Origin of the sequence: Bradyrhizobium sp. AUGA SZCCT0431 (assembly GCF_018131065.1) — a bacterium.
Taxonomy (GTDB): domain Bacteria; phylum Pseudomonadota; class Alphaproteobacteria; order Rhizobiales; family Xanthobacteraceae; genus Bradyrhizobium.
The window spans coordinates 104253-118368 of sequence record NZ_JAFCLR010000015.1 but is presented as its reverse complement, the minus strand read 5'-3'; the positions used below and the strand labels follow the sequence as shown (position 1 = coordinate 118368).

Annotated in this window: 12 protein-coding genes; 6 read left to right on the top strand and 6 right to left on the bottom strand. The window is 63.1% G+C overall.

The window, feature by feature from the left end:
* Positions 1–29 precede the first annotated feature (29 nt).
* Positions 30–2648, top strand: a complete 2619-nt coding sequence (locus tag JQ567_RS16855) for a CHAT domain-containing tetratricopeptide repeat protein (RefSeq protein ID WP_212439925.1) — start codon at positions 30–32, stop codon at positions 2646–2648.
* A gap of 281 nt (positions 2649–2929) precedes the next feature.
* Positions 2930–4543: a phosphoenolpyruvate carboxykinase gene (locus tag JQ567_RS16850; protein WP_212439861.1), complete on the top strand. Its 1614-nt coding sequence runs from the start codon at positions 2930–2932 to the stop codon at positions 4541–4543.
* Positions 4544–4635: 92 nt separating this feature from the next.
* Here the strand turns inward: JQ567_RS16850 and rocF are convergent, their stop codons facing one another.
* The 3 genes from rocF to JQ567_RS16835 all read right to left on the bottom strand — a co-directional run bounded on the left by rocF (position 4636) and on the right by JQ567_RS16835 (position 9397).
* Entirely contained in the window at positions 4636–5604 is a 969-nt protein-coding gene (rocF, locus tag JQ567_RS16845) for an arginase (RefSeq protein WP_212439860.1), read from the bottom strand.
* 140 nt (positions 5605–5744) lie between these two features.
* Positions 5745–6560, bottom strand: a complete 816-nt coding sequence (locus tag JQ567_RS16840; RefSeq protein WP_212439859.1) for an acyl-CoA thioesterase II — start codon at positions 6558–6560, stop codon at positions 5745–5747.
* Between the two features lie 314 nt (positions 6561–6874).
* Positions 6875–9397, bottom strand: a complete 2523-nt coding sequence (locus JQ567_RS16835) for a glycogen/starch/alpha-glucan phosphorylase (RefSeq protein WP_212439858.1) — start codon at positions 9395–9397, stop codon at positions 6875–6877.
* Between the two features lie 202 nt (positions 9398–9599).
* Between JQ567_RS16835 and JQ567_RS16830 the strand changes: the two genes are divergently transcribed.
* Positions 9600–9830: a hypothetical protein gene (locus JQ567_RS16830; protein ID WP_212270035.1), complete on the top strand. Its 231-nt coding sequence runs from the start codon at positions 9600–9602 to the stop codon at positions 9828–9830.
* A gap of 178 nt (positions 9831–10008) precedes the next feature.
* Positions 10009–10338: a multidrug efflux SMR transporter gene (locus JQ567_RS16825; RefSeq protein WP_211999553.1), complete on the top strand. Its 330-nt coding sequence runs from the start codon at positions 10009–10011 to the stop codon at positions 10336–10338.
* 30 nt (positions 10339–10368) lie between these two features.
* On the opposite strand, the gene JQ567_RS16820 is transcribed toward JQ567_RS16825, so the two are convergent.
* A complete protein-coding gene (locus JQ567_RS16820) occupies positions 10369–10863 on the bottom strand; it encodes a DUF3658 domain-containing protein (RefSeq protein WP_212439857.1) in 495 nt (164 codons plus the stop codon).
* A gap of 130 nt (positions 10864–10993) precedes the next feature.
* Here JQ567_RS16820 and JQ567_RS16815 point away from each other — a divergent pair, with 130 nt between their 5' ends.
* The gene (locus tag JQ567_RS16815) at positions 10994–11425 is read left to right on the top strand and encodes a hypothetical protein (protein WP_212439924.1); all 432 of its coding nucleotides are present in this window, start codon (positions 10994–10996) and stop codon (positions 11423–11425) included.
* Between the two features lie 156 nt (positions 11426–11581).
* Here the strand turns inward: JQ567_RS16815 and JQ567_RS16810 are convergent, their stop codons facing one another.
* Both JQ567_RS16810 and pyrE read right to left on the bottom strand, forming a co-directional pair.
* Entirely contained in the window at positions 11582–12364 is a 783-nt protein-coding gene (locus tag JQ567_RS16810) for a DUF2865 domain-containing protein (RefSeq protein ID WP_212439923.1), read from the bottom strand.
* Between the two features lie 325 nt (positions 12365–12689).
* Complete coding sequence (pyrE, locus tag JQ567_RS16805) at positions 12690–13253, bottom strand: orotate phosphoribosyltransferase (RefSeq protein ID WP_212439856.1); 564 nt, start codon at positions 13251–13253, stop codon at positions 12690–12692.
* Positions 13254–13455: 202 nt separating this feature from the next.
* Between pyrE and JQ567_RS16800 the strand changes: the two genes are divergently transcribed.
* Complete coding sequence (locus JQ567_RS16800) at positions 13456–14082, top strand: glutathione S-transferase family protein (RefSeq protein WP_212036479.1); 627 nt, start codon at positions 13456–13458, stop codon at positions 14080–14082.
* The last annotated feature ends 34 nt before the right edge of the window (positions 14083–14116 follow it).

Below are 14116 nucleotides of genomic sequence, written 5' to 3'. Positions count from 1 at the left end.
TCGAGATGGCCAAAGGTCAAGTCCGCATCATGAATTCCCGCAATCGTTTGGTATTTTCGCTGTGCCTCACGCTGCTGGCGACAACTTGCCTCAGCGCGCCGTCCTCGGCGCAAAAGAGCGAGACCGCGGCGGTCAGCGCCAAAATCAACGAGCTCAGCCGCGCCGGAAAATATGCCGAAGCTGTTGCGCTGGCGCAGGGGCAGGTCGAATCCCTGGAAATGAAATACGGCCCCGCGCATCGCGACATCGGAGCCGCGCTGAACAATCTGGCGCAGCTCTATGGCAGTCAGGGCCGGGACGCTGAAGCCGAGCCGCTGTCCAGGCGGGCCATCGCGATCCTGGAGAAGACGGCCGGCGCCGAGTCGCCGGAGATCGCTGCCGCGTTGAACAATCTCGCTGCGCTCTATCAGCGCCAGGAGCGCTACGCCGAAGCTGAGCCGCTGTTCAAGCGGGCACTGGCGATCCGTGAGCGATCGCTGGGGTCCGGGCATCCCGACGTCGCGCAGTCCCTGAACAATCTGGGCACCCACTACGAGAAGCAGGGCCGCCATGACGACTCCAAGCCGTTGTTCAGGCGCGCGCTGGCGATCTACGAGAAAGCGGCGGGTCCGGAGCATCCGGCGGTCGCGACGCTTCTGAACAATCTCGGCCAGGTCGAGAAGGTCGAAGGCCATTTCGCGAAGGCGGAGCCGCTGATCAAGCGCTCGCTGGCGATCCGCGAGAAAGTGCTCGGCCCCGATCATCCCGATGTGGCGCGTTCGCTGAACAATCTGGCCGATCTCTACGATGGGCCGACCGACCGGGTCCGTGATGCGGAGCGGCTTTTCGAGCGGGCGTTGGCGATCCGTGAACGCGCGCTCGGCCCCGATCATCCGGATACCGCCAGATCCATGAACAATTTGGCGCTCTTCGAGGCCCAGACGGGTTACCCGGAGAAGGCGTTGCCGCTGGCGCTGCGGCTGGTCGCGAACGGGCGGGGCGAACTCCGCGCCGTGCTCCCGATGCTGGCGGACGCGGAGCGCAACCAGTTGATCCCGACCGATCAAGCGGTGGATGCGATGCTCAATGCGATCCAGCGCGGCACCCAGTCGTCGGCGGCGTCCGCCGTCAATAAGCTGGCGGTGCGGCTGGCCGCGGGCAACGATCGGCTCGCTGAACTGGTGCGCCGGGATCAGGATCTCGCCGCGGAAGCGGAAGCACTCGACAAGGCCCTGGTGGCGGCGGTCTCGAAAGAGCGATCGAAGCGAGACCTTGCTGCCGAGCAGAAGACCAAGGCCAGGCTTGCCGCCATTTCGACCGAACGCCCGTCGTTGCAAAAGACCTTGTCTGCGGAATTTCCCGATTACGCCGCGTTGTCGAATCCGCTGCCAATGACGGTGAAGGAGATTCAGTCGCTGTTATCAGGCGATGAGGCGATGGTGCTGCTCACGGTCACGGTAAAGGACAGCTACGTCATTGCGATCACGCGCGAGGGATTTGACTGGTCCCCGATCGGGCGTGGCTCGGAAGGGCTGCATGAGTTGGTCGCCGATTTCCGCCGTGGACTGGATATCGCCAATGCCAGCGATTCGTCCGGAAAATCCACGCTGTTCAATCTCGAATTCGCCCACTGGCTGTACAACCACCTGCTGGGTCGCGTCGAGACACGGTTGAAGGACAAGCGCAGCCTTCTGATTGTTCCCACGGGCGCGTTGACGGCGCTGCCGTTTCATTTGCTGGTGACGGAGAAGCCGCCGGCCGCGATCCCGGAAAAACTCGACGGTTACCGCGATGCCGCCTGGCTGCTCAAGCGTCATGCGGTGTCGGTGTTGCCGTCGGTCGCAAGCCTGAAGACGCTGCGGGCGATTGCCCGCAAGGATCAAACCACCAAACCGATGACCGGTTTTGGCGATCCGCTGTTCAATCCGTTGCAGGATAGCAGCGGCGACAAGCGCGGCACGGCCAAGCCGGCGGCGATCAAGTCCGCGGCGCGCGGCGTCACCAACGTCGCCTATACCGACTTCTGGCAAGGCGCCGGAGTCGATCGCGCGCGGCTCTCTCGCGTGCTGTCGCAACTGCCTGATACCGCCGACGAACTCAATGCGGTCGCAAAAGATCTCGGCGTTTCCGAAAGCGATATTCATCTCGGCGAGAACGCCAGCGAAACCAATGTGAAGCGCGCCCCGCTTGCCAATTACAGCATCGTCTATTTCGCGACCCATGGTCTTGTCGCCGGTGACGTCAAGGGGATCGCCGAGCCCTCGCTGGTGCTCAGCATTCCGAAGCAGCCGTCCGAACTCGACGACGGCCTGCTCACGTCGAGCGAAGTGGCGCAGCTGAAACTCAACGCCGATTGGGTGGTGCTATCCGCCTGCAATACGATTGCCGGCGACAAGCCTGGCGCCGAAGCGCTTTCGGGATTGGCGCGATCGTTCTTCTATGCCGGCGCGCGTGCATTGCTGGTGTCGCATTGGGCGGTGGATTCCGCGGCCGCCACCCGGCTGACGACATCGACCTTCGATCGGCTCAAGGCTGACCCGAAGCTTGGCCGGGCCGAGGCGCTGCGCCAGTCGATGCTGGCCTATCTCAACGACCCTTCGTCGCCCCGAAATGCCTATCCGGCGTTCTGGGCGCCGTTTGCGCTGATCGGCGAGGGCGCGACCCGCTAAATCAGATTGTGCGACGCAATAATTGAATGGTAGCGCTATCGCGCGGCTGATGGTAGCGCGTTGAGCGTGCGCAATCGTCCCCGCGCCGCAGCAAGTGTTTGATCTGGATCAAGGCCTTGTCTGGAATAAACCAAAACGCGTTGGATCGGCTTGGCAAGCACGGCGTTGCCAAGTATTAGGTCGCCGGACCGGAGCCGGAAGGCTATATTCAGTGGTCACCGCGACAGAAGCGCGTTTAGCGGCATTCGCGCAATCGATACGCGGGTTCGAGGAGGTTCTTCGTGCAAGAGACGGGTCTACGTAACGGTGCCTTTGGCGCCGACAAATTTGGCTTAAAGAAGCTCAAAGAGGTTCGCTGGAACCTCGGAGCGCCGCAGCTCTACCAATATTCGCTGTCATCAGGCGAAGCCGTGCTCTCCGCCGATGGCGCGCTGTGCGCCGACACCGGCGAGTTCACCGGCCGCAGCCCGAAGGACAAGTTCACGGTGCGCGACGCCTCCACCGAAAAGATGTGGTGGGCCGGCAACCAGTCGATCACGTCAGAGCAGTTCGACGCGCTCTATGCTGATTTCCTCAAGCACGCCGAAGGCATGTCGCTGTTCGCGCAGGATCTCTACGGCGGCGCCGATCCCTCCTTCCAGATCAAGACCCGCGTCTTCACGGAATTGGCCTGGCATTCGCTGTTCATCCGCACGCTGCTGATCCGCCCCGAGGCGTCGGATCTCGCCAGCTTCGTGCCGGAACTGACCATCATCGATTTGCCGAGCTTCCGCGCCGATCCCAAACGTCACGGCTGCAAGTCCGAGAACGTCGTGGCGATCGATTTCGCCCGCAAGATCGTCCTGATCGGCGGGTCTTATTATGCCGGCGAGATGAAGAAGAGCGTGTTCACGACGCTGAACTATTATCTGCCCGCCAAGGGCGTGCTGCCGATGCACTGCTCGGCCAATGTCGGCCCCGACGGCGACACGGCGATCTTCTTCGGCCTGTCCGGCACCGGCAAGACGACCTTGTCGGCCGATCCCAAGCGCACGCTGATCGGCGACGACGAGCATGGCTGGGGCAAGGACGGCGTCTTCAACTTCGAAGGCGGCTGCTACGCCAAGTGCATCAAGCTGTCCCCGGAAGCCGAGCCCGAGATTTTCGCGGCCTCCAACCGCTTCGGCGCGGTGCTGGAGAACGTCGTGCTCGGCGAGCGCACCCGCGTGCCGGATTTCGACGACGGTTCGAAGACGGAAAACACCCGCTCGGCCTATCCGCTCGACTTCATCCCGAACGCCTCGCGTACCGGACGTGCCGGCCAGCCGAAGAACGTGGTGATGCTGGCGGCCGACGCCTTCGGCGTGCTGCCGCCGATCGCAAAACTGACGCCGGCGCAGGCGATGTACCACTTCCTGTCCGGCTACACCGCCAAGGTCGCGGGCACCGAGCGCGGTCTCGGCAACGAGCCGCAGCCGGAATTTTCCACCTGCTTCGGCTCGCCGTTCCTCCCGCTTGATCCGTCGGTCTACGGCAACATGCTGCGCGAATTGATCGCCAAGCACGATGTCGATTGCTGGCTGGTCAACACCGGCTGGACCGGCGGCAAATACGGCACTGGAAGCCGGATGCCGATCAAGGTGACGCGGGCGCTATTGACCGCGGCCCTGAACGGTTCGCTGCGCAACGTCGAATTCCGCACCGACAAGTATTTCGGCTTTGCGGTGCCGACGGCGCTGCCGGGCGTGCCCAGCGACATCCTCAACCCCGTCAACACCTGGAAGGACAAGGCCGAGTTCGACAAGACCGCGCGCGCGCTGGTCGGCATGTTCCAGAAGAATTTTGCGAAATTCGAAGCCCAGGTCGATGCCGACGTCCGCGCTGCTGCCCCTGAGGTCAAGCTCGCGGCGGAGTGATCCGAACGTCATTTCTCGGAAATGAAGAAGGGCGACCGCAAGGTCGCCCTTCTTTTTTCACAGAACGCTTGTTCTTGATGCGGCCGCTCTAGTTATCGTCCTTGCAGCATCGCGTTTGTCGGCGTCCGGCGGTCGGTGATCTGCAGGCCGAACAGGCTGCCGATCAGTTCCACCGCGACGCGCGCGGTGCGACCGCGTTCGTCGAGGAACGGGTTGAGTTCGACGATGTCGACCGAGCGCACCAGTTCCGAATCATGCAGCAGCTCCATGATCAGATGCGCCTCGCGGTAGGTGGCGCCGCCGGGCACGGTGGTGCCGACACCCGGCGCGACCGCCGGATCGAGAAAATCGACGTCGAAGCTGAGATGCAGCACGCCGTTCTTCGCCTTCACGCGCTCGATGACGCGCCGGATCAGCACGCCGACGCCGAATTCGTCGAGCGCGCGCATGTCGGCAATGGCGACGCGGCGGTCCTGGACCAGCTTCTTTTCCAGGGGATCGATCGACCTGATGCCGAACAAATCGAGCTGGTCCGGCGTGATCGACGCGCGCGGCTGATCGCCGAGCAAATCGTCAAGCCCGCCTTCGCCGCACAGGAACGCCGAGGACATGCCGTGCATGTTGCCGGTGATGGTGGTGTCGGGCGTGTTGTAGTCGGCATGCGCATCGAGCCACAGCACGAACAGCGGCCGGCCCTGTTCTTTCCAATAGCGCGCGACGCCATTGACCGATCCCATCGAGAGCGAATGATCGCCGCCCATGAAGATCGGCACCGCGCCGGAACGCGCCAGGTGGTAGGCGCGCTCGCTGAGCAGCCGAATCCAGGTTTTCACCTCATCGTAGAATTTGGCGTTGGCAGGCGGCGGTCGATCCGAAATGACTTTCGATATCGAAAGGTCGCCGTGATCCTCGACGGTAAATCCCAACTGGTCGAGCACGCGTGCGATGCCCGCGGTCCGCAATGCCGCCGGTCCCATCAGCGTTCCGGCTTGCGAAGCACCGATTTCGATGGGGATGCCGAGCAGGGCGATATCGGGCTTTTTGACGTCGGGTTCGGACATGAGCCGCCCTCATATTCGGAATGCGTAGGGTGGGCAAAGCGCAGCGTGCCCACCATTCAAGACGTCACTGTGGATGAATGGTGGGCACGGCGCAAACGCGCCTTTGCCCACCCTACGCAGACTCGAACGGAATTGTTCCCTTACGCCTTGAAATACGCGATTTGCGTCGTCGTTGCGAGCAGGCGTCCGTTCGGCGACCACAATTCGCCGTTCTGGTCGCCATAAGACTTGTGGAAAATCTTGGCGTCGGCCACCGCCAGCACGCGGGTGATGTCTTCGGCGGCGAGATCGGCGGCGTCGGCGTGGAAATAGGTCGTGATCGACACCGTGCCGAACGGCACCAGTTCGCGCCTGGCGTGGAAGATGCGGCCAAAAAACGCGTCCGACATCGACATCAGCGACAGCGCGTCGATCTTCCGCGGCACCCGGTCGCCGATCCACAGTTTCGAGAACGAATTCGGCTCCGCCGACGACGTCGAGCCCCAACCCGGCTCGCCCTCGACGAAGCGGAAATCATACTGCTTGACCCAGGGGGCGGCGACCTTTCCGTAAGGCAGCGTCTGCTCGTAGGGTTTTGACGACGGGAACGGCGCCTGCGGGTGCGACCATGACGGACGGCGCTCGGCGAACACCGCGGTGGCCAGCGTCGCCACCTCGCCGCCGCCTTGCGTCATCTCCACGCACCAATGCTGCGTCGAGCGGTTGGCCTTGACCAGCCGCACGTCGAGATCGAAGGCGCCTTGCGCGACCGGCGCGCAGAAATTGACCGTGAGCGACAACGGATCGCCTGATCGTTGCGGGTGGTCCATGAGAGCGCGCAGGATTGTGGCCGCGGTGCAGCCGCCGAACGGGCCGACAAAGGCCCAGTAATCCTCGCTGGTCTTGCCCTGCCAGCGGCTGTCGCCGGCGGTGACCTGCGTGGCGTCGTCGAACAGATGCGGTGTCTTGGTGAGCATGGATACTTCCGTCGTTGTCTGCAACAAACGCAAAGCGTTTGTGCATGAGAGCGCAAGCGAAGCAATCCAGCGGCGACAAAGCAAGACTGGATTGCTTCGTCGCTGCGCTCCTCGCAATGACGCCCTGTGGTCAGGCCGGCACTATCACCACCCTCATCGCACATTCAATGATGTGGCAGGTAATGGCTTTGGGGAAGTTTCTCCGTCATGCCCGGGCTTGACCCGGCCATCCACGTCTTTGTGGCGGCGACACTGTAAGAACGTGGATGCCCGGGACAAGCCCGGGCATGACGACCGAGAGAGAGCGCCGGAATTCAGCCTGACACGCCGCGCTGGGCATCCTGCTCCTCCACGGGCGCCATCGGGAGCACCGGCACGTGCCAGATATCCTCGGCGTATTCGCGGATGGTGCGGTCGGAGGAGAACCACGGCATCCGCGCCACGTTGAGAATCGAGGCCCGCGTCCACGCCGGCATCACCTGCCAGCGCGCATCGATGCCGCGCTGCGCCTCGTAATAGGAATCGAAATCGGCGCTGCACATATAGTGGTCGAACTGGCGCAGCGTATGACCGATCGCCTCGAACCGGGCGGGGTCGCCCGGCGAGAAGTCGCCGCTCTCGATCGCGCTGATCGCCCGCGACAGTCGTGGCGAGCGGCGGATCACGTCGGAGGCATCCAGTCCCTGGCGCCGCCGGACCATGACGTCGCCGGCCTCCATGCCGAAGATCGCGATGTTTTCCGCGCCGACATGGTCGCGGATCTCGATGTTGGCGCCATCGAGCGTACCGATGGTCAGAGCGCCGTTGAGCGCGAGCTTCATGTTGCCGGTGCCGGAGGCTTCCATGCCGGCGGTCGAGATCTGTTCGGACAGGTCCGCCGCCGGGATGATCACTTCGGCCAGGCTGACATTGTAATTGGCGAGGAACACGATCTTCAGCCGTCCTGCGACCACGGGATCGTTGTTGACGATCTCGGCGACGTCGTTGATCAGCTTGATGATCAGCTTGGCGGTTCGGTAGCTCGCCGCCGCCTTGCCGGCGAAGATTTTCACCCGCGGCACCCAGTCGCGCTGGGGTTCATCCTTGATCGCCTGATACAGCGCCACCGCTTCAAGGATGTTGAGCAACTGCCGCTTGTATTCGTGGATGCGCTTGATCTGGACGTCGAACAGCGCCGACGGATCGACCTTGACGCTGAGGCGCTCGCCGATCACCCGCGCCAGCGCCAGCTTGTTCTGCAGCTTGACGTCGCGGAACTGCTGCTGGAACGAATTGTCGCCGCAATGGTCTTCGAGACGCTTGAGCTGCGAGAAATCGTCGAGCACCGCTTCGCCGCAGGTCTCGCGCAGCAGGCCGGTCAGTTTCGGATTGGCCAGCATCAGCCAGCGTCGGAAGGTGATGCCGTTGGTCTTGTTGGTGATGCGATGCGGATAGAGATGGTTGAGATCGTGGAACACGGTCTCCTTCATCAGGTCGGAATGCATCGCCGAGACGCCGTTGATGCGGTGCGAGCCGACAAAGGCCAGTTGTCCCATCCGGACCCTGCGGCCGGACCGCTCGTCGATCAGCGACACCGAGGCGCGGAAATCGACGTCGCCGGGGCAGCGCGCCTCGGCCAGCGCCAGATGCGCGGCGTTGATGCGGTAGATGATCTCCAGATGCCGCGGCAGCAGCCGCTCGAACAATTCGACCGGCCAGGTCTCGAGCGCTTCCGGCAGCAGCGTGTGGTTGGTGTAGGACAGCGTCGCGACCGTGATCTTCCAGGCTTCGTCCCAGCGGAAATTATGCAGGTCGACCAGCAGCCGCATCAGCTCGGTGACGGCGAGGCTCGGATGGGTGTCATTGAGCTGTACCGCGGCTTTTTGCGCGAGGCTGCGCAGCTGCCCGTCAGCGGCGAGGTGCCGCTTGACCAGATCCTGCAGCGAGGCGGAGACGAAGAAATATTCCTGGCGCAGCCGCAATTCGCGGCCCGCTGCGCTCTCGTCGTTCGGATAGAGGAATTTGCAGATCGATTCCGCGCGCGCTTCTTCGGCGACGGCGCCGAGATAGTCGCCGGCATGGAAGGCGTCGAGCCGCAGCGGATCGGGCGAGCGCGCCGACCACAGCCGCAGCGCATTCACATGCTGGCCGCGCCAGCCGACGATCGGGGTGTCGTAGGCGACGGCCTGCACGGTTTCGCCGGGATGCCAGCTGGCGCGTTCGCGGCCGCGGTCCGCGATATGGGTGACGTGGCCGCCGAAATGCACCTGATAGACCACCTCGGAGCGCTGGAATTCCCAGGGGTTGCCGAAGCCGAGCCACTCGTCGGGATATTCCTGCTGCCAGCCCTGCGCGATGATCTGGCGGAACAGGCCGAAATCATAGCGGATGCCGTAGCCGATCGCGGGAATGGCGAGGGTGGCCATGCTTTCCATGAAGCAGGCGGCCAGCCGCCCGAGGCCGCCATTGCCGAGCGCCGCATCCGGCTCGCAATTGCGCAGGTCCGACAAATCGACGCCGAGATCGCCCAGCGCCGCCTCGAACAGCGGCAGCAGGCCCATATTGTTCAGCGCGTCGGTAAACAGGCGCCCGATCAGGAATTCGAGCGAGAGGTAATAGACCCGCTTGCGGCCGGCGTCGTAGTTATCCTTCTCGGCCGTCAGCCAGCGGTGCACGATGCGGTCGCGCAGCGCCAATGCTGCGGCCTTGTACCAGTCGCGCTTGGTCGCCATGCCGGTGTCCTTGCCGATGGCAAGCCGCAGCTTGGCGAGGATCGCGCCCTTGATTTCGGAAAGCGCCAGTTCGTCGATCGGTTGGCCCGGCACCGGAAAACTCCCTGCGAATGCTTGTTCTTGCAACGCGTCAATCCCTGCAGTTCAGATTCACAAAAGGATACGCGCCTTGCACCACAACCGAAACCATCCAGACGTTTGTTGTGCACCGCGCTGGTATGTTTTTATGCAAGGACCGGGCCGATTTGGTGGCGTCGGCGTCCGGATTTCGGTGCTAGAATGGCATTCGAAAGCGATGATATCACGCCAGTTGAGGGGAGGACGCGCCATGAGATTGATCATCGAGATCGCCGCCGCGACGCTTCTGGTGTTCTGCATCAGCGCCACCAGTGCCGCGTTCGCCGCCGGCAAGGCGGGCAAAACCGCCGATGGATTGGGCTGCTCGTTCAGCGTCGCGAAGAATGCGTCCCCCGCCGCCCGGTGTGCGGCGATGAAGCGGCAATGCGGCGGAAAATTCTACGCCAATTATTGCGGCGGCAAGATGCTGTCGGCGATGTGAGGTAGTCGTAGCCCGGATGGAGCGAAGCGCAATCCGGGATGGGGCCTAACCACACATGAATGGTTCCCGGATTACGCTGGCGCTTCATCCGGGCTACGGGGCACGGCGTCGTTCCGTGCCACCAGATCGATCCGAGCGCGAGTCGTCAAAACATCACATGCCTCTGCTAGCAGGCGGCATGACCTATCTCTATTTGGGCATCGCGATTCTCTCGGAAGTCGTGGCGACAACCTTCCTGAAACTGTCGGACGGTTTCAGCAAGCCGCTGCCATCGCTGGTGACGGTCGCGGGTTACGCGGTCGCGTTCTATTTTCTGTCGCTGACGCTGCGAAGCCTGCCGACCGGCGTGGTCTATGCCGTCTGGTCGGGCGTTGGCGTCGTCCTCATCGCCACCATCGCCTGGGTGTTCCAAAGCCAGAAGCTGGACACCGCGGCGCTCTGCGGCATGGGCCTGATCGTCTCCGGGGTCGTTGTCATCAACCTGTTTTCCAGCGCGTCATCGCAGTAATTGCCGGCCTGCGGCGCTGATCTCCTGGGTTCATCGACCTGTCAGCCGCACCTCGCTATGCCGCCATGCGCGGAGATCGCCCACGCCCTCGATACTTCCGGATTCGGCCAATGCCTGGATGCGTGCGCTCAGCACGTCCAAATCGATGGGCCATGCAAGCGCTTTGCAGCGAATGGCAAGGTTGCCAATAACTTGGGCGGTCTTCTGCCAATTCGGTTTCAGAGCGGAAAAGATCAGCTCGTCGAGATCGGCCTGGGACACGGACTTGGGGAGCACGACATCCGCCCATTGCAGGGTCGAATCGATCGAGGACTCTTCGTCCGATGGCGGTCGCAAATCCGGATAGCGATCGTAAATAGCTCGCAAAAGTCCGAAATGCAGCGCGGAAACGATCTCTCCAAGGGGATCGGCGAGTGCTGCCCGATCCGGCTGATCAAGGTCAGCTATGATGGTGCCTGCTCGGTCCATGGCTGCGGCTGCATCGTGCAAGTGCCTGGCAATGTCGGTAGCCTGCGTCCGGTCCATGTCGAGATCCCACAAACTCAACTGGAACAAATTAAGAACACTTTAGCAAGTCTTTGATATATCATTGTGATTCGGCGCAGTGCCGACACAATATCTATGGTCTATCGCCAGTATCGGGGACTACATGTCCATGTCCACCATCGCCTTCGATCAATTCGCGCTCACCCGTATCGCCGACTTTGCGCGCTCGCTGTCGCGGCTGCATCAGGCCTCGCGCCGCCAGCCGGTCGATGACGACGCCATCGACCGTGAGTTCAACGCCGTCTGCATGTCGGTGTGGGGTTACACGACCGACGATTTCAGCGACGAGCTGTTCTCGATCGCCGATCACGCCTGGCTCGATTCGCTCGATGAGGCCCATGCGCGGATCTTTGCCGCCGAGCAGGGCTACGACCTCGTCGACGATCAGGGCATGCTGACCGACTGGTGGGGCTATTGCTGGATGATCCTCGCCGAAAAGCGCGGCCTGCTGACGCCGGAAAACCGCGCCGCGGCGCGTGCGGCGATCGAGGAAAAATACCTGTCGGCGCCGAACGTGATCGGGGTGATCGTCGGACGGTGATTCATTCCGTCATTCCGGGGCGATGCGAAAGCATCGAACCCGGAATCTCGAGATTCCCCGAGCGCAATTGCGCTTCTGAGGTCTGGTCCTGCGGACCATCCCGGAATGACGGCCTTGAGATGCACTGATGCTGTCTTCGGCTCGTGCGATCGGCCGTCAGTTCACTTCCGCCCGCTTCGCCGCCTTGGGGGCTGTGCTCTTCGGCACCACCGTCGCCGGCATCGCGATCTCGTTTCGCGTCTCGGGCATCACGGTTTCACCGACCATCTCGGCGCTGACAGGTGCGACCTTCATTTCACCGAGCCGTGCGCGGACGCTGGCGGTGAGGCCGGGATAGGAGGCGACGGGCGTGAATTCGGCGGTCTGCTCGGCGCCGAGGCGGACGCCGGTATAGGCCACCAGGCCGTCGGTGGTGGCGACGACGTCACCCGAGCGCAGCGAGGTGTCGAGCGCGAGGTCGACCGGCGCTAGGCCCGACGGGCTTCTGCCGTTGCAGGTGCAATCGGCGCGCAGCGCCTTGCGGTAGGCGAAGGCGTTTTCACTGTCGGCGTAGCGCTCGCCATTGCTGGCCGACGCGCTGTCGATGTTGCTGCCGTAGAACACCTTGGTGGTGCTGGCGGGGCAGAACGCCTGGCACATCTGAACCGGCGTGGCGTTGCCGCGCGTGGTCAGCGGAAAATATTTGCCGTCGCAGCTGCGGACGCAGAAGGCGGGTCCGGAGCCGGCGACACGCGGCGCCGGTGCGGGCTGTGCTGGCGGCTGATTGAGGCCGAACGGATCGGCAAAGAAATTCGCCTGGGGCGGGGCTTGCCGCGCCTGCTGTTTCTGGCCACCGCCAAAGAACATGTCGAACAGGCCTTCGGCCGATACGCTGCCGGGCACCAGCATGAAAGATGCTGCAAGCATGGCGGCGGCAATAGAGGTCGCGCGGCGCCGCATGCGCGAAAAAGCCAACTCTGTACGCAACGCTAACTCCACCCAACGCAACACTTACGCACCGACGCGCGACAGGCGTCAGTGGATTCACCATAATCCGGGATGGTAAACGAGCTATGAGCAAGCGCTCGGCGGCGGGAAAGAATTGCGGGCGACGCACTCCTGAATCTCTTCGTCATGGCCGGGCACAGCCGTCTGAAGGACGGCGTCGCTTCCGCTCGCCTATGACCCGGCCATCCACGTCTTTCTTTCCCGAGTTACCGAAGACGTGGATGCCCGGGTCAAGCCCGGGCATGACGGCTGAGAGAGCGCGGCGAAAAATACCGACTCAACCCTTCAAAAATTCACTGGCCTTGTAGAGCGATCGAAACTGTATGCCCGCTTCGGCAAACGCTTCCGTCGCGCCTTCCTCGCGGTCGACCATGGTGAATACCAGCACGATCTCGCCGCCGGCTTCGCGCACGGCCTCGGCGGCCTTCAGTGCCGAGCCGCCGGTCGTGGTGACGTCCTCGACGATCACGATGCGTTTGCCTTGCAGGCTCTCGCCCTTGGCAAGGCCCTCGACCGCAAGGCGGGCGCCATGCTCCTTCGGCTTCTTGCGCACGAAGAAGGCCGCGATCGGATGGCCCTTGATCCACGATAGCTGCGCGATCGCGCCGGCCAGCGGCACCGCGCCCATTTCCAGGCCGCCGACGTAGTCGAGCTCGTCGTCCTTCAGCGCCTCGTAGGTCAATTCCGCCAGCAGCGCCGCACCCTCGGGGTCGAGCATGGTCGGCTTGAGGTTGAAGTAGAAGTCGCTCTTGCGGCCCGAGGCCAGCGTGATCTCGCCGCGGCCGAACGATCGCTTGCGGATGATCTCGGCGAGGCGGGCGCGGGAGGCTGACTTGGACAAGGCGTATTCCCAAAGGTTTGAGGCGGGCGGCAATCTATCGGTGCTTACAGTCACATTCCAGAGCCGATCTGGCCCAATCAACAGGGCGCGGCAATGTGCCGGGCCCCCGCCGGGCGCAGGGAAGCCCCCTCGGAAACGGCGGTTGTAGGGCCGCAAGCTTCCGCGCTACGGGAAGTCCAAGCCTTATTGGGGGAAACCGTAGATGACCATTGAACTGCACACCTGGAACACGCCGAACGGCCGCAAGATCTCGGTCGCGCTGGAGGAAATGGGGCTGCCCTACAAGGTGATCCCGGTGAACATCAGCAAGGGCGAGCAGATGGCGCCCGCCTTCCTCAAGCTCAGCCCGAACAACAAGATTCCCGCGATCGTCGATCCCGATGGCCCGGACGGCAAGCCGGTCAGCATTTTCGAGTCTGGCGCGATCCTGCTTTATCTCGGCGAGAAGACTGGCAAGTTCCTGCCCAAACCGCTTAGCGACCGCATCCCGGTCTATGAATGGCTGATGTGGCAGATGGGCGGCTTTGGGCCGATGCCGGGCCAGGTGCACCATTTCATCGCGCTGGAGAACGAAACCAACCGCGCCTATGGCCTGAAGCGCTACATGGACGAGACTCGCCGGCTCTACGGCGTGCTGGACCGCCGGCTCGACGGCCGCGACTTCGTCGCGGATGCGCTGTCGGTCGCCGATTTCGCGATCCTCGGCTGGGCCTGGCGCCACCCGCGCCACAAGGTGGAACTGAAGGATTTTCCGAATGTCGAGCGCTGGTACAACGCGTTGATGGCTCGCCCGGCGACAAAGCGCGGGATGGAAGCGAAGCTGGATTGAGATTTCGGTGTCATTGCCGGGCATAGCCGTCTGA